Source organism: Bradyrhizobium sp. Leaf396 (genome assembly GCF_001424605.1).
Classification (GTDB): domain Bacteria; phylum Pseudomonadota; class Alphaproteobacteria; order Rhizobiales; family Xanthobacteraceae; genus Bradyrhizobium; species Bradyrhizobium japonicum_C.
In genome coordinates this window covers 149,858-168,341 of record NZ_LMQJ01000034.1, presented here as the reverse complement: position 1 = coordinate 168,341, position 18,484 = coordinate 149,858, and the positions used below count along the sequence as shown (strand labels likewise).

At 64.2% G+C, this 18,484-nt stretch carries 20 protein-coding genes and 1 pseudogene; 13 read left to right on the top strand and 8 right to left on the bottom strand.

Annotated elements, in window-relative coordinates:
- Positions 1 to 289: 289 nt before the first annotated feature.
- Entirely contained in the window at positions 290 to 796 is a 507-nt protein-coding gene (locus ASG57_RS25530; protein WP_057198013.1) for a MarR family winged helix-turn-helix transcriptional regulator, read from the bottom strand.
- 83 nt (positions 797 to 879) lie between these two features.
- On the opposite strand from ASG57_RS25530, the gene ASG57_RS25525 reads away from it, so the two are divergent.
- Both ASG57_RS25525 and ASG57_RS25520 read left to right on the top strand, forming a co-directional pair.
- Positions 880 to 2,088 carry a cytochrome P450 gene (locus ASG57_RS25525; RefSeq protein WP_057198011.1) on the top strand — a complete coding sequence of 403 codons (1,209 nt, stop codon included), beginning with the start codon at positions 880 to 882 and terminating at the stop codon, positions 2,086 to 2,088.
- Positions 2,089 to 2,100: 12 nt separating this feature from the next.
- The gene (locus ASG57_RS25520; RefSeq protein ID WP_024337058.1) at positions 2,101 to 2,424 is read left to right on the top strand and encodes a 2Fe-2S iron-sulfur cluster-binding protein; all 324 of its coding nucleotides are present in this window, start codon (positions 2,101 to 2,103) and stop codon (positions 2,422 to 2,424) included.
- 20 nt (positions 2,425 to 2,444) lie between these two features.
- On the opposite strand, the gene ASG57_RS39440 is transcribed toward ASG57_RS25520, so the two are convergent.
- A complete protein-coding gene (locus tag ASG57_RS39440) occupies positions 2,445 to 2,696 on the bottom strand; it encodes a hypothetical protein (RefSeq protein WP_230646549.1) in 252 nt (83 codons plus the stop codon).
- Here ASG57_RS39440 and ASG57_RS40155 point away from each other — a divergent pair.
- Together ASG57_RS40155 and ASG57_RS25515 are read left to right on the top strand one after the other, a co-directional pair.
- Positions 2,632 to 2,871: pseudogene (locus tag ASG57_RS40155) on the top strand (ABC transporter substrate-binding protein); the annotation flags it as partial. The gene ASG57_RS39440 and the pseudogene ASG57_RS40155 overlap by 65 nt on opposite strands.
- Positions 2,872 to 2,968: 97 nt before the next feature.
- Positions 2,969 to 3,709, top strand: a complete 741-nt coding sequence (locus ASG57_RS25515) for an ABC transporter substrate-binding protein (RefSeq protein ID WP_502690816.1) — start codon at positions 2,969 to 2,971, stop codon at positions 3,707 to 3,709.
- Between the two features lie 51 nt (positions 3,710 to 3,760).
- On the opposite strand, the gene ASG57_RS25510 is transcribed toward ASG57_RS25515, so the two are convergent.
- Positions 3,761 to 5,023, bottom strand: coding sequence for an NAD(P)/FAD-dependent oxidoreductase (locus tag ASG57_RS25510; RefSeq protein WP_024337060.1), 1,263 nt, complete (start codon positions 5,021 to 5,023; stop codon positions 3,761 to 3,763).
- Between the two features lie 302 nt (positions 5,024 to 5,325).
- Between ASG57_RS25510 and ASG57_RS25505 the strand changes: the two genes are divergently transcribed.
- Complete coding sequence (locus ASG57_RS25505) at positions 5,326 to 6,498, top strand: ABC transporter substrate-binding protein (RefSeq protein ID WP_024337061.1); 1,173 nt, start codon at positions 5,326 to 5,328, stop codon at positions 6,496 to 6,498.
- Between the two features lie 360 nt (positions 6,499 to 6,858).
- Here the strand turns inward: ASG57_RS25505 and ASG57_RS25500 are convergent, their stop codons facing one another.
- From ASG57_RS25500 to kaiC, 3 genes are read right to left on the bottom strand one after another with little or no spacing between them, the layout of a single operon-like run.
- Positions 6,859 to 8,343, bottom strand: coding sequence for a sensor histidine kinase (locus tag ASG57_RS25500; protein ID WP_063828462.1), 1,485 nt, complete (start codon positions 8,341 to 8,343; stop codon positions 6,859 to 6,861).
- A complete protein-coding gene (locus ASG57_RS25495; protein ID WP_024337063.1) occupies positions 8,343 to 8,630 on the bottom strand; it encodes a circadian clock KaiB family protein in 288 nt (95 codons plus the stop codon). Before ASG57_RS25495 ends, ASG57_RS25500 begins: the two co-directional genes overlap by 1 nt.
- A 3-nt stretch (positions 8,631 to 8,633) precedes the next feature.
- Positions 8,634 to 10,331, bottom strand: a complete 1,698-nt coding sequence (gene kaiC / locus ASG57_RS25490) for a circadian clock protein KaiC (RefSeq protein ID WP_024337064.1) — start codon at positions 10,329 to 10,331, stop codon at positions 8,634 to 8,636.
- A 319-nt stretch (positions 10,332 to 10,650) separates the two neighbouring features.
- On the opposite strand from kaiC, the gene ASG57_RS25485 reads away from it, so the two are divergent.
- Positions 10,651 to 10,863 carry a hypothetical protein gene (locus ASG57_RS25485; RefSeq protein WP_024337065.1) on the top strand — a complete coding sequence of 71 codons (213 nt, stop codon included), beginning with the start codon at positions 10,651 to 10,653 and terminating at the stop codon, positions 10,861 to 10,863.
- 154 nt (positions 10,864 to 11,017) lie between these two features.
- On the opposite strand, the gene ASG57_RS38830 is transcribed toward ASG57_RS25485, so the two are convergent.
- Positions 11,018 to 11,194, bottom strand: coding sequence for a hypothetical protein (locus ASG57_RS38830; RefSeq protein WP_035697786.1), 177 nt, complete (start codon positions 11,192 to 11,194; stop codon positions 11,018 to 11,020).
- Positions 11,195 to 11,361: 167 nt separating this feature from the next.
- Here ASG57_RS38830 and ASG57_RS25480 point away from each other — a divergent pair, with 167 nt between their 5' ends.
- The 7 genes from ASG57_RS25480 to ASG57_RS25445 all read left to right on the top strand — a co-directional run bounded on the left by ASG57_RS25480 (position 11,362) and on the right by ASG57_RS25445 (position 16,848).
- Positions 11,362 to 12,093 (top strand): helix-turn-helix transcriptional regulator, encoded by a 732-nt coding sequence (locus ASG57_RS25480; protein WP_057198006.1) that lies wholly within the window; start codon positions 11,362 to 11,364, stop codon positions 12,091 to 12,093.
- A gap of 82 nt (positions 12,094 to 12,175) precedes the next feature.
- Positions 12,176 to 12,835 carry an acyl-homoserine-lactone synthase gene (locus tag ASG57_RS25475; RefSeq protein ID WP_057198221.1) on the top strand — a complete coding sequence of 220 codons (660 nt, stop codon included), beginning with the start codon at positions 12,176 to 12,178 and terminating at the stop codon, positions 12,833 to 12,835.
- A 1-nt stretch (position 12,836) separates the two neighbouring features.
- Positions 12,837 to 13,055 (top strand): hypothetical protein, encoded by a 219-nt coding sequence (locus ASG57_RS25470; RefSeq protein ID WP_024337068.1) that lies wholly within the window; start codon positions 12,837 to 12,839, stop codon positions 13,053 to 13,055.
- Between the two features lie 468 nt (positions 13,056 to 13,523).
- Positions 13,524 to 14,441 carry a branched-chain amino acid ABC transporter permease gene (locus ASG57_RS25460; protein WP_024337070.1) on the top strand — a complete coding sequence of 306 codons (918 nt, stop codon included), beginning with the start codon at positions 13,524 to 13,526 and terminating at the stop codon, positions 14,439 to 14,441.
- Complete coding sequence (locus ASG57_RS25455; protein WP_024337071.1) at positions 14,438 to 15,382, top strand: branched-chain amino acid ABC transporter permease; 945 nt, start codon at positions 14,438 to 14,440, stop codon at positions 15,380 to 15,382. Before ASG57_RS25460 ends, ASG57_RS25455 begins: the two co-directional genes overlap by 4 nt.
- The gene (locus tag ASG57_RS25450) at positions 15,375 to 16,142 is read left to right on the top strand and encodes an ABC transporter ATP-binding protein (protein WP_057198001.1); all 768 of its coding nucleotides are present in this window, start codon (positions 15,375 to 15,377) and stop codon (positions 16,140 to 16,142) included. The genes ASG57_RS25455 and ASG57_RS25450 overlap by 8 nt, the downstream gene beginning before the upstream one ends.
- Positions 16,135 to 16,848 (top strand): ABC transporter ATP-binding protein, encoded by a 714-nt coding sequence (locus ASG57_RS25445; protein ID WP_024337073.1) that lies wholly within the window; start codon positions 16,135 to 16,137, stop codon positions 16,846 to 16,848. The genes ASG57_RS25450 and ASG57_RS25445 overlap by 8 nt, the downstream gene beginning before the upstream one ends.
- Positions 16,849 to 16,969: 121 nt before the next feature.
- Here the strand turns inward: ASG57_RS25445 and ASG57_RS25440 are convergent, their stop codons facing one another.
- Positions 16,970 to 18,406 (bottom strand): glutamine synthetase family protein, encoded by a 1,437-nt coding sequence (locus tag ASG57_RS25440; protein WP_057198000.1) that lies wholly within the window; start codon positions 18,404 to 18,406, stop codon positions 16,970 to 16,972.
- Positions 18,407 to 18,484 lie beyond the last annotated feature (78 nt).

The following is an 18,484-nucleotide window of genomic DNA, read 5'->3' as shown; positions in this document are numbered from 1 at the left end:
CTTCGCGGAGCCTGTCATCGGGCCGCGCTTCGCGCGGACCCGTTGGCTCGCAATGACGGAAGATAGGGCAAGCGGCTCGCAAAATACGCCAGCCACCCTGCCGCAATATATCTCATTTCTTTTGTTGCCTAAGCAACTAATTTGTGCGAACCGTTCCAGCCAGCGATGACGGCGGGGAAACTGCCGCATCCCGATCCTGGAGGAAACGATGCTCGGCCCGCATGGTGCCGTCGGCAAGCGCCGGCGCATGCCTGGATGTGACCGAAGGTGGCGCCCGATGCGCGGCCCGTCAGGGCCCAGTGCCGCCGGTGACCGCGCCGAGATTTTCGTGCAGCCGCCGCAAGAGATCGATCAGCACCTCGCGCTCGTCCTTGCTGAGGCAGGACAACAGGCGGCGCTCACGTTCGAGCGCGGCGACGATCACCCTGTCATGCGTGGTGCGGCCCTTCGCGGTGAGCGAGATCGAATGGGTGCGGCCGTCGTTCGGATCGGTGCGGATCGAGACCAGCCCGCGCTTCTCGAGCCCCGTGAGCGTCCTGCTCACCGGTCCCTTGTCGAAGCCGATGACGTGGCAGATGCGCGAGGCGGGAATGCCGGGCTCGATCGCAAGCAGCGACATGATCCGCCATTCCGTGACGTTGACGCCGAATTGCTTCTGATAGAACGCCGTCGCGCTGTTCGAAAGCTTGTTGGCGATGAAGGTGATGAACGCTGGCACGTAGCGGTCGAGATCGAGCGTCGGTCCCGCATCTGTGGGCGTGGGCTTGTGGCGGGCTCTGGTCGAAGACGGCGGCATATCGGGTTTCTGACTCGCGGCGGGCGCAAAGACCTAAGGGCATGCACCACCCTTTCACAAGATCAAAATGAGGGAGACCTTCCATGACCGCATCCGGCGCCGCGGGATCGGGCGTCCCGCATCTCGACGTCGATCCTTTCGACATGAGGTTTCTTGCCGACCCCTATCCGGCACATGAGCTGCTGCGGGAAGCCGGGCCCGTGGTGTATCTCGACAAATGGAACGTCTACGGCGTGGCGCGCTATGCCGAGGTCCATGCCGTCTTGAACGACCCCGCGACCTTCTGCTCCGGCCGCGGTGTCGGCCTGTCCGACTTCAAGAAGGAGACGCCCTGGCGGCCGCCGAGCCTGATCCTCGAGGCCGATCCGCCCGCGCACACCCGCACCCGCGCCGTCCTGTCAAAAGTGTTGTCGCCGACCGTGATGAAGCAGGTCCGTGACCGCTTTGCCGAGGCGGCCGAGGCGCGTGTCGATGCCCTGCTGCAGATGCGCAACTTCGATGCGATCGCGGATCTCGCGGAGGCCTACCCGCTCTCGATCTTCCCGGATGCGCTCGGCCTGAAACCGGAGGGGCGCGAGCACCTGATTCCCTATGCCAGTGTGGTGTTCAACGCGTTCGGCCCGCCCAACCGGCTGCGCCAGGAGGCGATCGAACGGTCGGCGCCGCATCAGGCCTACGTCGCCGAGCAGTGCCAGCGCGAGAATCTGGCGCCCGGCGGCTTCGGCGCCTGCATCCATGCGCAGGTCGACGAGGGCGCCATCACGGCCAACGAAGCGCCGCTGCTGGTGCGCTCGCTGCTGTCGGCCGGCCTCGATACCACCGTCAACGGCATCGGCGCTGCCGTGTACTGCCTCGCCCGCTTCCCGGACCAATGGAGTCGGCTGCGCGACGACCCGTCGCTCGCGCGCGGCGCGTTCGAAGAAGCCGTGCGGTTCGAAAGCCCGGTGCAGACCTTCTTTCGCACCACCACGCGGGAGGTCGAGCTGTCAGGTGCGAAAATCGGCGAGGGCGAGAAGGTGCTGATGTTCCTTGCCGCCGCCAACCGCGATCCCCGCCGCTGGGACAGGCCGGACAGCTACGACATCACGCGCCGCACCTCTGGCCATGTCGGCTTCGGCTCCGGCATTCACATGTGTGTCGGGCAGCTCGTCGCGCGCCTCGAAGGCGAGGTGATGCTGACGGCGCTGGCCAGGCGCATCGCGAAGGTCGAGATCACGGGTGAGCCGAAGCGCCGCTTCAACAACACGCTGCGCGGGCTCGACAGCCTGCCTGTGACGATCACCCCGGCCTGACGAGGAGCTTTGATGCCTGCCATCACCTTCATCCATCCCGACGGCAAGTCCGACCGCGTCGAGACCGCGGGCGGCGAGAGCGTCATGCAGGCCGCGACCCGTCACGGCCTCGACGGCATTCTGGCCGAATGCGGCGGCAACGCGATGTGCGCGACCTGCCATGTCTATGTCGACGAGAGCTGGCTCGCGCGACTGCCTGCGATGGCCGGCGACGAGGACGCACTGCTCGACGGCACCGCCGCTGAGCGGCGACCGACCAGCCGGCTGTCCTGCCAGATCACGATCACGCCCGATCTCGATGGGCTCGTCGTCAAGCTGCCGGAGCGGCAGGTCTGACCTGCCGCTCCGTCTGATTTTCAAGATGCCGGCAACGACCGGCGCTGCAAGATATCCAACAGGGAGGGAAGAATGAAACATCTGAAGTGGACGCTTGCGCTGGCCGCGAGCCTGTTGTCCGGCGCGGCGAGCGCCGAGATTTCCGACAATGTCGTTCGCATCGGCGTGCTCAACGACATCTCGGGCATCTTCCAGGACACCAACGGCATGGGCTCGGTCGAGGCCGCGCGCATGGCGGCCGAAGACTTCAAAGGCGGCGGCAAGGGCATCAAGGTGGAGATCGTCTACGCCGATCACCAGAACAAGGCCGATGTCGGCAACGCCATCGCGCGCAAATGGCTCGACGTCGAAGGCGTCGATGCCATCGTCGACGTGCCGAACTCGGCCGTCGGCCTCTCCATCAATGCGCTCCTGCGCGACAGCCGCATGACCTTCCTGGCGTCCTCGACTGCAAGCTCGGATCTCACCGGCAAGGCCTGTTTCGCCAAACACCATCCAATGGGTCAACGACGCCTGGGCAACCGGCAACACCACCGCCGCGGCGATGATGTCGCGCGGCGGCAAGGACTGGTACTTCCTCACGGTCGATTATGCGCTCGGCAAGGGCATCGAGGCGGAGGCGCAGAAATACATCGAGGGCCACGGCGGCAAGGTGGTGGGCTCCTCCAAGCATCCGCTCGGCACCTCCGACTTCGCCTCCTTCCTGCTGCAGGCGCAGGGCTCGAAGGCGCAGGTGATCGGCCTTGCCAACGCCGGCGGCGACACCATCAACGCCGTGAAGCAGGCCGCCGAATTCGGCATCCAGCAGAACGGGCAGAAGCTCGTCGCCTTCCTGCTCTTCATCAACGACATTCACGGCATGGGAATCAAGGTCGCGCAGGGCCTGCAGCTGATGGAGGCCTTCTATTGGGACATGAACGAGGACACCCGTGCGTTCGCCAGGCGCTTCGCCGCGCGTCCCGGCATGAACGGCAAGATGCCGAGCGGCAACCAGGCCGGCGTCTATGCCTCCACCCTGGCCTATCTCAACGCGGTTGCGGCGACCGGCAGCGACAACGCCAGGAACGTCGTGCCCGAGATGAAGAAGTTCAAAGGCAGGGACAAGTTGTTCGGCGACACCACCATCCGCCAGGACGGCCGCGTCGTGCATCCTATGTACCTGTTCGAGGTGAAGAAGCCGGAGGAGTCGAAATATCCCTACGACTATTACAAGCTGGTCTCGACCATTCCCGCAGAACAGGCGTTCCGCCCGCTGGCGGAGGGCGGGTGTGAATTGGTGAAGTAGGGTCAGCGAGCGCTCCTGCACCTTCTCCCGCAAGGGAGAAAGGGAAGAGGGCTACACCACCTTGCTGCTCCCCTGCGTGATCAGTCGCGCGGCGCGCTGATCCCGGGCGTAGATCCAGAGCCAGCTGAGCGCAACGCTCAGGCGGTGGCGGAGGCCGATCAGGAAGTAGATGTGGGCGATGCCCCAGATCCACCATGCGATGGCGCCGCGCAGCTTGACGCGGCCGAAATCGATCACGGCGAGACGCTTGCCGATCTGGGCGAGGCTGCCGGCGTGCTTGTAGCGGAAGGGGCCGGTCGCAGCACGGCGCAGGCGCGCTCTGATGGTCTCGGCGACATGGCGGCCCTGCTGCTTGGCGGCAGGGGCAATGCCCGGCACCGGCTTGCCATTCCAGGCGTTGATGCTGACGGTATCGCCGATCGCAAAGATCTCGGGATGGCCGGGAATGGTGAGATCGGCCTCCACCTGCACGCGGCCGGCGCGGTCGCTCGGCGCGCCCAGCCATTCGGCCGCGGGGGAAGCGCGCACGCCGGCGGCCCAGATCCTGGTCCTTGCCTCGAGCAGCTTGCCGCCGAATACGACCCCGTCACGATTGATCTCGGTGACGGCCTGCCCGAGCACGACCTCGACGCCGATCTTTTCCAGCGAGGCCTGGGCATAGGCCGAGAGATCGTCGGGGAAGCCTGCGAGCACGCGGGGGCCTGCCTCGATCAGCACCACGCGCGCCTTGCGCGTGTCGATGCTGCGGAAATCGCCGGGCAGGGTGTGATGCGCCATCTCGGCGATGGTGCCCGCAAGCTCGACGCCGGTCGGGCCGCCGCCGACGATGACGAAGGTCAGCTGCGCGGCGCGCTTGGCGGGATCAATCTCGCGCTCGGCGCGCTCGAACGCCACCAGGATGTGCCGGCGCAGAGTGGTGGCATCCTCCAGCGTCTTCAGACCGGGCGCAAATTGCTCCCATTCGTCGTGGCCGAAATAGGCGTGCCGCGCGCCGGTGGCGAGCACCAGCGTGTCGTAGGGCACCTCGCTGCCGTCGTCGATCAGCACGCAACGACGTGCCGTATCCACCCCGCTTACAGTGGCAAACAGCGTCGTCACATCGCGGCGGTCCCGCATGAGATGGCGGATCGGCCAGGCGATCTCGCTGGTCGCGAGCGAGGCGGTCGCGACCTGGTAGAGCAGCGGCTGGAACAGATGATGGTTGCGGCGGTCGATCAGCGTGATCTGCACCGGTGCGCCCGCAAGCCGGTAGGTCGCCTCCAGCCCGCCGAAGCCGGCGCCGACGATGACGACGCGATGGGGAGTTGCGGCCATGATGCACCCTTTGATCTCGCTGCTGCTCTACGCCTTCATTTAAGTGCGGATCGGGCGCCGCGGTCCAATAGCCGTCATCAATGACCGCATAGGCTTGCTGTATCGATCCGGCGCGAAAAAGGGCCGCAGCCGTCCCAGAGGTGGGTAGAATTATATTTCTTGCCATCGTCGATTGAGGCGAAATATGGTGCAGGGGCGGGCGCTGAGCCATTGGCGGCTCCACGGATTTTACGTTCAATAGAGACAGGCTTGGAGCGGCGATCACTCCGTTTCCGGGACCGATAATAAGGAGGAAGTTGGTTATGAGGACGGCATTTTGGCTGGCGGGCGCAGCGGCGCTGGTGCTGGCAAATCAGGCATTCGCCGGCGACACCATCAAGATCGGTTTCGTTTCGACGTTCAGCGGCCCGACCGCCGTGATCGGCAACGATATGCGCAATTCCTTCGAGCTCGCGCTCGACCATCTCGGCCGCAAGATGGACGGCAAGCCGGTCGAGGTGATCTACGAGGACGACGGCCAGAAGCCGGACGTCGGCAAGCAGAAGACCGAGAAGCTGGTGCAGTCCGACAAGGTCGACTTCATCGTGGGCTATATCTGGTCGAACGTGCTGCTCGCCTCGCTGAAGACTGCAGTGGACTCGCAGACATTCCTGATCTCCGCCAATGCCGGCCCGTCGCAGCTCGCCGGCGAGCTGTGCTCGCCCTACGTGTTCTCGACCTCGTGGCAAAACGATCAGACGCCGGCCGCCATGGGCCTCTATATGAACCAGAAGGGGGTCAAGAGCGTGTTCCTGATCGGGCCGAACTATGCGGCCGGCAAGGACATGCTCGCCGGCCTCAAGAGCACGTTCAAGGGTGAGGTCAAGGGCGAGGAGTACACGGTCTGGCCGAGCCAGCTCGACTTCTCCGCCGAGCTCTCCAAGGCCCGCGCCTCCGGCGCCGAATCGATCTTCGTGTTCTACCCGGGAGCTGCCGGCGTGCAGTTCCTCAATCAATATGCCCAGGCGGGCTTGAAGAGCACGATGCCGCTCTACACCGCTTTCACCATCGACGAGCTGTCGCTGCCGCTCCAGAAGGAGAACGCACTCGGCGTTCCCGGCGCGCAGGAATGGGTCAACGATCTCCCCAACGAGCAGAACAAGCGTTTCGTCGCCGACTACCGCAAGAAATATCCCGGCCTGCGCCCGACCTATTACGGCGCGCAATCCTACGACGCGGCGCAGCTGATCAATAGTGCGGTGGTCGCGGTGAAGGGCGACACCAGCAAGAAAGATGCGATGAAGGCCGAGATGGAGAAGGCCAACTTCAAGTCGCTGCGCGGCGCCTTCAAGTTCGGCAACAACCACATTCCGATTCAGAGCTTCTATCTTCAGGACGTCGTCAAGGACGCCGAAGGCCAGCTCGCCCTGAAGACCGTCGCCACCATCGTCGAGAACAACCAGGATCGGTTCCACGAGAAGTGCAAGATGAAGTGAGCTCGAACTCTGCGCCTCGTCCCGCTTGCGGCAGGGCAATCGCACAGGACACGCGGCGGGATACTCGCCTGCGGCCATCCTTCGAGACGCCCGCCTTCGGCGGGCCCTCAGGATGAGGACCACGCGCGCGGCAGCAGTTCAGCGGCCGCGGTGCCACTTCGCCTCATCCTGAGGAGACCGCGAAGCGGTCGTCTCGAAGGATGAGGCGCTTGCTCATGCTCTTCCGAACGTCATACGCGATAGCCCTGCCGCTCGTGGGGAGAGGGGCGGGGTGACGGGGCTCTGCCGGACGGCCGGGGGGATGTGATAAGCCCACGCCGTCAGTGCGAGTGCTGGACAACGGCGCAGTCAGCGGCGGTATCAGGAAAGGAAGTGGCCGTATTTCGGAATCACGATCTGGCAAACCACGCCGCTCGGACGGTATTCGAGCTTCGTGCCGCCGTTGGGACCGCTACCCAGGCTGCGCGAGATCAAGGTCTGTCCGAAGCCTGAGGTCGTCGGCGGCGTCACCAGGGGGCCATCGCGTTCTTCCCATTCGATCTGCAGGGCGCCGTCCTCGAGCAGGCCAAGGCGCCGAACCGACAGCTTGCCGGATCGGGTCGAAAGCGCGCCGTATTTCACCGCGTTGGTCGTCAGCTCGTGGAAGACGAGCCCAAGGGAGACGGCCGTCTTGGAATCCACGGAAATGTCCAGTCCTTCCATGGTGATGCGTCCGCTGGATAGCGTTGCATAGGGCGCAAGCTCGACGCGAAGCACATCCTTGATCTGCAGGTTCTCCCAGGACGCGTTGGACAGCAGCGTGTGGGTGGCCGCCAAGGCCTGGATGCGGCCGGAAAAGGATTTCTGGAAGTCCTCGATCGTACGTTCGTGAGCTGCGGTGCGGGCCGAGATCGCCAGCACCATGGCAAGCGTGTTCTTGACGCGGTGGTCGAGCTCGCCCATCAGAAGAGCCTGGCGGCGCTCGGCGGCCTTGCGCTGCGACAGGTTGATCAGCGTGACCACGCAGCCCTGTGTCCGGTCGCCGGATACGATGAGCGGCGCTGCGCTGATCATGACGTCCGTGACGTCGATCGCCGATGTCTTCACGGCGGCTTCGAGTCCCTGAACCGGCGTGCCGCTGGTCGCCATCGCGACGATATCGGCGCCTGACATCAGCTCGGACGCATCGGCGAAGGTCAGCTCGATCGCCTCCTCGAACGGCTTTCCGATCGGAGCCTCGGCGCAGATCCGCTCGGCGGCAGCATTGATGTGAGTGACCCTGCCGGAGCGGTCGCAAACGATGACGGCCTCGTTGGCTGAGGCGAGCACCGACCGTGCCAACCGCTCCGATTCCTTGGCGGCGGCGATCTGCTCCCGTTCGCTGATGTCTGTGAAGGTAATCGCGACCCCGCTCACGATGCCGAAATCGATCGGGGCTCCCGTGAGGAGAAAGCTGCGCTCGCTGTCACCCACGCGAACGTGGATTTCGGCGGATTGGCGTTCCTTCAACGCCTGTGTCAGCAGGCGGCGGAACGTGGTCTGATTGACGGCATCGAGGATGTCCAGCAGCGCCTGCCCCGACAATGCGCCGGCCGGCCGGTCCAGCAATTTGCACAGCGCCTGGTTGGCATAGAGCAGCTGGCCCTCGGCGTCGAAGGCCGCGGCGCCGATGTCCATCGCCTCCATGAAGGTGCGGTAGGACTGGCTGCCGCCTTCGAGCGTGAAGACCTGTTCGGTGGCTCCGCCCTTGATGACCACGGCATCGATCTCGCCCTCGCGGATGGCCCGGAGCGTCTCCTCGGCTTCATAAAGCCGAGCTTCGAGCTCATCCCGGGTCAACGCGGATACGAGCGACACCACCGTCATCATCCCTCAACCGACAGATGAACTAGAACCTTCTGGGTGTCCGAAAGGTCCCCGATGATCTTGCGAATGGGGACCGGAAGCTCCTTCACCAGGGTCGGGATGGCGACGATGCCGTGCTCGCGCGCCAGCTGCGGCTGCTTCTTGAGATCGACCACCTCGACCTTGTACTTGCCTGCCAGATGTTCGGAGCAGATCTTTTCGAGATTGCGGATCGCGGCGAGCGATTTGGGTGTCTCGCCGGCGACGTAGAGGACGAGCTTCACGGGCTCGTTGCTTGCTTGGGACATGGTTCAGTCCTGTCTTGTCTTGCCGGAGGGGGCTTCCATTCCCCGTCCCCGCGCAAGTGCTGCGGCGTCGTCCCGGCTCTGCTGAAGGTAATGCGTCTCGGCCGAAACGAGGCGGTTGAGTTCAGCCTCGTCGGCATCAATATCGGCCTTGAGGGCCTCGATCTGCGCGAGGGCACGCCGCCGCCGCTGCGTCACCTGGTCCTGCAGGCGCGCGACCTCGGACCGCCTCGTCGCTTCTGTCCGCCGGGCCCGCGCTTCCTCGTTTCGGCGGGCCGAACCGGTCAATGCGCCGCCTTCGCCGAGGTAGGGCTCCAGCAGGTGAATGCCGCTGCTCGACATCACGAACTCGCGAACCTGGTTGGAATGGGCGATGCCTCGCGCCTTCAGCAGATAGAGCTCTCTGTTGAACTCGCCGTTCGCCTCGCGGTTTAGCAACAGGATCCATCCGTCCATCAGTGACGACAGGCCGGCATCGGTTTCCGCCTGCTGGACGTTGGCAAGATGGGTGAAGACGGCCGTGACGCCATTGGATTTGAGGTAGTCGACGATGCGCAAAAGCATCGTCTGAACCTCGCTGATGTCAGCCGACCCGGTAAATGCGGAGATCGGATCGAGCACGACGAGCTGCGGCTTGAACCTGCCGATCTCGCGCAACATGATCGCGAGATGCATCTCGAGAGAATAGAACGTCGGGCGTGTCGCGATGTAACGCAACTGCCCGTCCTTCAGCCATTTGCCGAGGTCGGTGCCGATCGACTTCATGTTGCGAACGGTCTGAGCCTCGGACTCCTCGAACGACAAATAGAGTGCGCGCTCGCCACGTTCGCAGGCAGCGTTGGCCATCATGCAGGCCAGCGAGCTCTTGCCCGAGCCGGCGACGCCGGTGAGCAGGATGCTGCTGCCGCGATAGAAGCCGCCGCCGGTCAGCATGGCGTCGAGGTCAGGCACGCCGGTCGAGATGCGATCGTCGAATACCTTGTGGCCGAGGCCGAGCGAGGAAACCGGCAGCACGCTGAAACCGTCCTCGTCGATCAGGAACGGATATTCGTTGGTGCCGTGGGCGGTCCCGCGATATTTGACGATGCGCAGGCGGCGCGTCGAGATCTGGTTGTCGACACGGTGATCGAGCAGGATCACGCAGTCGGACACATATTCCTCCAGGCCCTGACGTGTCAGGCTGCCGTCGCCGCGCTCGCCGGTGATGACCGCGGTCAGGCCCTTCTGCTTGAGCCAGTCGAACAGGCGGCGGATCTCGGCACGCAGGATCGCTGGGTTGGAAAATGCGGAGAACAGGCTTTCGATCGTGTCGAGCACGATGCGCTTGGCGCCGATCTGGTCGACGGCGAATTCAAGCCGCAGGAAAAGGGCCTCGAGATCATAGTCGCCGATCTCCGCGACTTCCGCTGGATCGATCTCGATGTGCTCGATGTGAATCCGCGACTGATCGATCAGTCCCTGTAGATCAAAGCCAAGCGAGTCAACGTTGGCCACGATGTCGACGGGGCGCTCCTCGAAGGTTACGAAGACCCCAGGCTCGTCGTGGAGCCGCGCGCCGTTGAAGAGGAATGTCGACGCGAACAATGTCTTGCCGCAGCCGGCCGAACCGCAGACCAGAGTTGGCCGTCCGGTGGGAAGGCCTCCAAGTGTGAGATCGTCGAAGCCTTCGATGCCGGTTGCAGATTTCGTGATGCCTTCAGTCATGCCCTGTCCTGGTTCCGGGCATTTTTTCTAAGCAAAGAATGGCGGGCCGCATAGAGGGGAGCTTATGCAATTTTGCCGCCTCACCCTCGGAACAAACCTCGCTGATATCGGTTGTATTGCCTCTTCTTCGTGCAGCTATCAGCAGCTGAGGTCAGCTATTCGTCTCGCTGCCGTTTTGGGGCAGCGCGGTCGCGCTGATCTCCTCCGCTGGTCGCGACCAAGCCCAATCAATCGCCGTACGTTCACTTGTGAACATACGATTTTACCGCGCAGGTCCATAAGTGCGCTCAGGCGGAGTGCTGAGGCGGGACGGGACAGGATGAGCGAGTTCGAAGGCCGCATGCAAACCATGCTGGATGCGGCACTCGATGCGGCCTTCAGTCACGTCAGGCATGGCGGCGATCATGAGAGCAGGAAGCTGATTGCCGCGCGGCTGATGGAAGCAGCCCGTTCCGGGACGACGGCTTTGGAGGAACTGACGTCAGTCGGCCGCCGTGCGCTGATCGATCTCACAAACAGTTCGTCTGATTGACGGAAGGCGACCCGCCGTCCAGTTCGTTCAGCTGGCACTTGCCCAAAGCGCGTGACTGACGTCGTCCGGTGAGATGGACCGGATATATGCACGACGATTGAATCGACGTGCGGAGTCGCTCACGCTGACGGCAATCGTCACAGCATAGCGCAGCTTAACTTGCCGGCCCCTCGGGCAATATGCTTTCGGCCAGCTCTGCGCGCTCGCCTCGCAGCACCTCGCGCGCAAACTCGATGATCTTCTGCTTGTTTGCCGTTGCGTGGACAGCAAAAAACACGCGGTTCAATTCCAGGCCGAGCACGCTGTTGAGGGCGATGTCCTCGTCTTGCATCGTGGCTTTCCCGCTTCGGACACGTTCAGGTGTAACCTGACGTCGTTTCTTCCACAAGTAGATTAAACTTTCGGAGCAGAGGAACACCGGCAAACTACGGGTGCAGCGAATTGAGGCAGCTGCCACATACGTGCTATAGCGGACAGCGAGGGTCAGGAAACGCACTGATGTCTGCCGTCGTGGATTATGGCCGGGAGGCGCTCGACTTCATCGAAGGCCTGGAGACCTATCGCAAGGTACCTGACGCCATGAATGCGCTCGAAACAGCGTTCGGTCGCTTCGGCTTCGAAACCATCATCGTGACGGGATTGCCAAACCCTGACCAGCAGTTTGCACAAATGGTGCTCGCCAAGCGCTGGCCGGCTGGATGGTTCAGCCTCTACACCCAGAACAATTACGACCGCTTCGATCCGGTGGTGCGGCTGTGCCGGCAATCGATCAACCCGTTCGAATGGTCGGAAGCGCCGTATGATGCCGAACTCGAGCCGTACGCGGCCGAGGTGATGAATCGCGCCAGCGAGTTTCGCATGTCGCGCGGCTTCATCGTGCCAATCCACGGGCTCACCGGCTATGAGGCCGCAGTGTCGCTCGGCGGCGTCCACCTCGACCTCAATCCCCGCAGCAAGCCAGCGCTGCACCTGATGGCGATGTATGGCTTCGACCACATTCGCCGTCTGCTCCAGCCGGTGCCGCATTCGCCGGCGCGCCTCACCCCACGCGAGCGCGAGGTGATCGCCTGGGCCTCGCAGGGGAAGTCAGCCTGGGAAATCGGCGAGATCCTGCATATCACGCAGCGCACAGCCGAAGAGCATCTTGCTAGTGCTGCGCGCAAGCTCGGTGCCGTCAACCGTACGCATGCGGTGGCGCTGGCGATTCGGAACAAGATCATCAATCCCTAAGCGCCGTACTGGGAAATTTCCCAATACCGGACCTGCGCCTTTTCGCAGACCCTGTCTCCGTTGAGGATCAATGGGGGCTTTCATGATTCACGCAATTTCCGCGATCAACCGCCACCTTTACGAAGACGTGATCGAGCAGCATTTCCGGCTGCGTCACGACATCTTCGTCGAGGAGCGTCGCTGGGAGACTCTGCGCAGGCCGGATGGCCGCGAGATCGATTCCTATGACGACGAGGACACCGTCTATCTGCTGGCGCTGGAAGGGCGCCGCGTCGTCGGCGGTCACCGGCTCTACCCGACGACCAAGCCGTCGATGATGAGCGAGGTGTTCCCGCATCTGGCGTCGATGCGCGGGTGCCCCGCCGATCCGCTGATTTGGGAATGGTCGCGCTTCTTCGTCGTTCGTGATCGCCGCGACGGCGCACTCAACGCGCAACTGATGGCGGCGGTGCAGGAGTTCTGCCTCAATCAGGGGATCGCGCAGGTCAGCGCGATCATGGAAACCTGGTGGTTGCCGCGCTTTCACGAAGCCGGGTTCGTCGTGACGCCGCTTGGCCTGCCGGCTCTGGTGGAGAACGCATGGACCATGGCGGCGACCATCGACATTCGTCGGCAGACGCTCGATGCCCTGCGTGATCGGATCGGCATGGCCTCGGTCGTTCGCCAGGACGGCCCGCGTCTGGATGCCGTCGCCCGTGCCAACCTCTGCGGCCTCGCTGCCGCGCAACGAAAGAGTGCCTGAGATGTCGAACATGATGCGGGACAGCCAGCTCATGGTGCAAATCAAGGACGAGAATCTCGGCTACATGTCCGACATGGCATTGGAGCTTGCTCAGATGGCGGAGGATTCCGGACTGATGACGCTCGCTTATCTGTTCCGGATGGCCGCGCTGGAGGCCTCGACGGCCAGCAGCGTGCTCGCCGAGCCGGACCAGCTTCCCCGGCAGGTGACGTCGCACTAGACGCAGCCACTCGATCCGACAATCGGAGCGCCCTCGCCCCGGCAATGGGGGAGGGTGCTCGCATTCAACGTTCACAAGAGGTCGTCATGCCCGGGCTCGTCCCGGGCATCCACGTTCTTCGTGCTGCAGGCAAGGTTGGATGGCCCCGACAGGCCCGGCCGTGACGCTGTGATCCTGTGGGGTGCTCCAACTGGCACCTCACATGAGATCCGCTTGGGCAAGCGCGGGAGGGTGATCCCTTGGCTGCGGCAGGTTGCCCCAGCCGTTCCGGCAGCCTTCTTGCAGGGCCGTTTCGACCGCATGCACCCGCATGCAACAAAGTGCATCTTTGGTGTCGAATCGCTCTTGCCTCGGAACGATACTGCCATTACCCATTTTTCGGCCTTGAAGAGGCAGGGGGAGCTCTTTCACTGATGGCGACTGTGTTCGAACATCGGCGTGACGCTGCGTGCGCCTGAGAGAGTCTTGATGCTGCTCGTCGTCGAACAATTCTTGAATGGGTTGCAGTTCGGCCTGCTGCTGTTCCTGCTCGCCGCCGGCCTGACGCTGGTGTTCGGGATCATGGATCTCGTCAATCTCGCGCACGGCTCGCTCTACATGATGGGTGCCTATTTCGCCGCGACGTTCGCGGCCTGGACCGGCAGCTTCCTGCTCGGCGCGCTGATGGCGTTAGGGGCCACGCTGGTGCTCGGCATCGTGCTGGAGGTGACGGCGCTGCGGCACCTCTATGGCCGCGACCATCTCGACCATGTGCTCGCAACCTTCGGCCTGATCCTGTTCTTCAACGAAGCGGTGCGGCTGATCTGGGGCCCGGCGGGCCTTGCGCTGCCGCTGCCAGCCTGGCTCACCGTGCCGGTGCCGATCCTGCCCGGCATTCACTATCCCGCCTACCGCCTCGCCATCATCGCTGTGGCGCTGCTGGTCGCGCTGTTGCTCTATCTCGGCGTGATGCGTACCCGCATCGGCATGCTGATCCGGGCCGGCGCCTCCAATCGCGAGATGATCGGTGCGCTCGGAATCAACATCAAGTTGCTCTACACGCTGGTGTTCGGTTTGGGCGCCGCGCTCGCCGGCCTTGCCGGCCTGATGCAGGCGCCGATCCTCACCGTGCAGATCGGCATGGGCGAGAACATCCTGATCCTCGCCTTCGTCATCATCGTGATCGGCGGCATCGGATCGATCCGCGGCGCGTTCCTCGCCGCGATCTTCGTCGGCATGATCGATACGCTCGGTCGTGCCTTCCTGCCGAACCTGCTCCGGCAGGTGCTGAGCGGCGCCGCCGCCTCCACCGCCGCGCCCGCGCTGTCGTCCATGCTTATCTATCTCGTGATGGCGATCGTGCTGGTGGTGCGGCCGGAGGGGCTGTTTCCGGCCAATCGTCGATGAAGGCTTTCACGGTGAGCAAGGCCGTCACGGCCCTGATGCTGGCGGGCCTCGTGCTGCTGCCGCTCTATTCGCACTTGTCCGGCAACATCTTCATCCTGACGCTGTTCACCCGCATCATCATCCTGGCGCTGGCGGCGGCGAGCCTCAACCTCATCATGGGATTTGCCGGCCTGATGAGCTTTGGCCACGCCGCCTATCTCGGCATCGGCGGCTACGCCGTCGGCATGCTCGCGCAGGAAGGCGTGGGAAGCGGGTTCATCCAGTTTCCGGTCGCCCTCGCCGCTTCCGCGATTTTCGCGCTGGTGATCGGCGCGCTGTCGCTGCGCACCCGCGGCGTCTACTTCATCATGATCACGCTCGCCTTCGCCCAGATGGCCTATTATGTCGCCTCGGGGCTGGCCCGCTACGGCGGCGATGACGGCCTCACGATCTACAAGCGCAGCGACTTCTCCGGCCTGATCGATCTCGGCAACCGCACCCAGTTCTACTATCTCTGCCTCGCCTGCCTGTTCGGCGTCATCTTCCTGATCTGGCGCATCGTCAACTCCCGCTTCGGCCTCGTCGTGCAGGGCCTGCGCTCCAACGAGCAGCGCATGCAGGCGATCGGCTTCCCGGCCAAGCGCTACCAGCTGGTCTGCTTCGTCATCTCGGGCACGATGTGCGGCCTCGCAGGCGCGCTGCTCGCCAACAACACCGATTTCGTCAGCCCGGCCGTGATGTACTGGACGCGTTCCGGCGACCTCATGGTGATGGTGATCCTGGGCGGCATGGGCACGCTGTTCGGCCCGGTCATGGGCGCGGTGGTGTTCCTGCTGCTGGAAGAGCTGCTGTCGCAGATCACCGAATACTGGGCGCTGATCCTGGGCCCGCTGCTGCTGCTGATCGTGCTGTTCGGCCGCGGCGGCATCATGGGTGCGCTGGGGAGGGCCAACCGTGGCTGAACCCCTGCTCCGCGTCGAGAAGCTGGTGCGCCGCTTCGGCGGCATCATCGCGACGGACAACATATCGCTCGACGTCGCCAGCGGCGAGCTGCATGCCATCATCGGTCCGAACGGCGCCGGCAAGACCACGCTGATCAGCCAGCTCACCGGACATCTCGCGCCGCATTCCGGCAGCGTCTCGCTGGCGGGACGCGACATCACCTTTCTGCCGGCCTATCGCCGCTGCGCGCTGGGCCTTGCGCGTTCGTTCCAGATCACCTCGCTGCTGCTCGATTTCACCGCTGCCGACAACGTGGCGCTGGCGGCGCAGGCGCATGCGGGCACCTCGTTCCGCTTCTTTGCCAATGCCCGCAAGGAGAAGGGCCTGCGGGATGCCGCGCATGCCGCGCTCGATCGTGTCGGCCTGTTGCATCGCGCCGACGTCGTGGTGTCCAGGCTGAGCCATGGCGAACGCCGGGAGCTCGAGCTCGCGGTTGCGCTCGCAAGCAAGCCGAAGCTGTTGCTGCTCGACGAGCCGATGGCGGGCCTCGGGGTCACCGAATCCCAGCGCATGGTGAAGCTGCTCCAGGAGCTACGCAAGGAAGTCTCGATCGTGCTGGTCGAGCACGACATGCCGGCGGTGTTCGCGCTCGCCGACCGCATCACGGTGCTGGTCTATGGCCGCGTCATTGCCTCGGGCGATCCTGCCGCGATCCGCCAGAATGAGGACGTCAAGCGCGCCTATCTCGGCGATCAGCATGTGGTGACGCACCATGGCTGACACGCTGCTCGAGGTCGACGGCATCGAGACCTGCTACGGCCTGTCCCAGGTGCTGTTCGGCCTGTCGCTGTCGATCAAGCCCGGCGAGATGGTCTCGCTGATGGGCCGCAACGGCATGGGCAAGACCACCACCATCCGCTCCATCATGGGCCTGACGCCGGCGCGCGCCGGCAACATCCGCTTCGCGGGCACCGAGGTGCGGCAGCTTCCGTCCTACAGGATCGCAAAGCTCGGCGTCGGCCTCGTCCCGGAGGGCCGGCAGATCTTCCCGAACCTCACCGTGCGCGAGAACCTCGTTGCTGCCGCCGCCGACCGCTTCGGCAGCGGCAATCCCTGGACGCTGGCCGCGATCTACGTGATGTTCCCGCGCCTCGCCGAACGCGCGTCCAACATGGGCAACCAGCTCTCCGGCGGCGAGCAGCAGATGCTCGCCATCGGCCGTGCGCTGATGACCAACCCGAAGCTGCTCATTCTGGACGAAGCCACCGAGGGCCTCGCGCCGCTGATCCGCGAGGAGATCTGGAGCTGCCTGTCGCTGCTCAAGAGCCGCGGACAATCGATCCTGGTCGTCGACAAGAACGTCGATCACCTCGCCCGCATCTGCGACCGCCACTACATCATCGAGCGCGGCAAGACGGTGTGGAGCGGCAGCTCCGACGAGCTGATGGCCGAGCCGGATCTGCAGCATAAGTATCTGGGGATCTAGCCCCCGCTGTCTCCCCGTCATCGCGAGGAGCCCTTGTGACGAAGCAATCCAGAATCCCTCCGCGCAAAGATTCTGGCCTGCTTCGCTGCGCTCGCAATGACGGGGAGAGCGCTGCGTCAGCTCAAAACATCTCGAAATATTCGCGGTGCTCCCAGTCGGTCACTTCGGACAGGAAGCGGTCGATCTCGGCGTCCTTGATGTGGGTGTAGTAGTCGACGAACTCGGCTCCGAGCTTCTCGCGGAAGAACGGATCGTCCTTCAGCGCGGCGACGGCATCGCGGAGGCTCTTCGGCAGCAGCGGCGCCTTGGTCTCGTAGGGCGTGTCCGCCGACGGGCCGGGATCGAGCTTGCGCTCGACGCCGTCGAGGCCGGAGAGGATCTGCGAGGCCATGTAGAGATAGGGATTGGCGGCAGGCTCGCCGATCCGGTTCTCCAGCCGCGTGGCGGCATCGCCCGCGCCGCCAAGCACGCGGATCATCACGCCGCGATTGTCGCGGCCCCAGATCGCACGGTCCGGCGCCAGCGAATAGGAGCGGTAGCGCTTGTAGCCGTTGAGGGTCGGGGTGGTGAACACGGTGGACGCCCGGGCGTGATCAAGCAGTCCGGCGAGATAGGCCTGGCCGAACGCGCTGAGCGGTTCGGCGCCGTCTTTCGCCATGAACAGATTGTCGCCGCTCGCGCGCGAGACGACCGATTGATGCAGGTGCCAGCCGCTTGCGAACACGTTCGGCAGTTTCGGCCGGCACATGAAGGTGGCGTGATAGCCGTGGCGGCGCGCGATCTGCTTCACGGCGCTGCGGAACAGCACCATGTTGTCGGCGGGCGCGAGGCCTTTCTTCGGCGCGAAGGTGAACTCGCACTGGCTCGGCCCGAATTCGACCTCGACCGAGCGCAGGGGCAGGCCGAGCGCGACGATGTCGCGGCGCAGGATCTCGAGCACCGGCTCCATCTGATCGAAGCGCTGCTCGGTGAGATATTGATAGCCGTGGCTGAGCAGGCTGACCGATGGCGGCGTGCCGGGCTGGCCGGCATCTTCGGCGCGCATATGCGCATCCTCGAGCCTGAAGATGTGGAATTCCACTTCGAGGCCCGCGACGAAATCGTAACCGCGCGTGCCGAGTTCATCGAGCACGCGCCTGTAGAGCCCGCGCGTCGCGAACGGCACGGGACGGCCGTCGTTGAAATACAGATCGCACAGCACCCACCCCGTCGTCGGCGCCCACGGCAAGACGCGAAACGTGGTGGGATCGGCGACCATCAGCACGTCCGCGGCGCCCTCCATCTCCTTCATGCCGAAGCCGCCGCCCGCGGTGAACACCGGAAACACCGTGCGGTGCGAGGTGTCCTTGGCGAGCATGGTCGTGGTGATGGAGCAGCCGCTCTCGAGCGAGGCGAGCGCCTCCGCTGCGATGATGGTCTTGCCGCGCAGGATGCCGTGCTGGTCGGGGAAGGCGAGGCGGATGACTTCGAGGTTCTTCTCCTCGGCGAGACGACGCATGCGCGAGGCGGCGTCCCTTTGCTCATCCGACCACAGCGCATGACGCGCGACGAAAGTCACTTCATCAACTCCTCAATCACCGCTGCTCAACTCGTGCAAGATATCTGCCACATCCGCCGTCATTGCGAGGATCGTAGC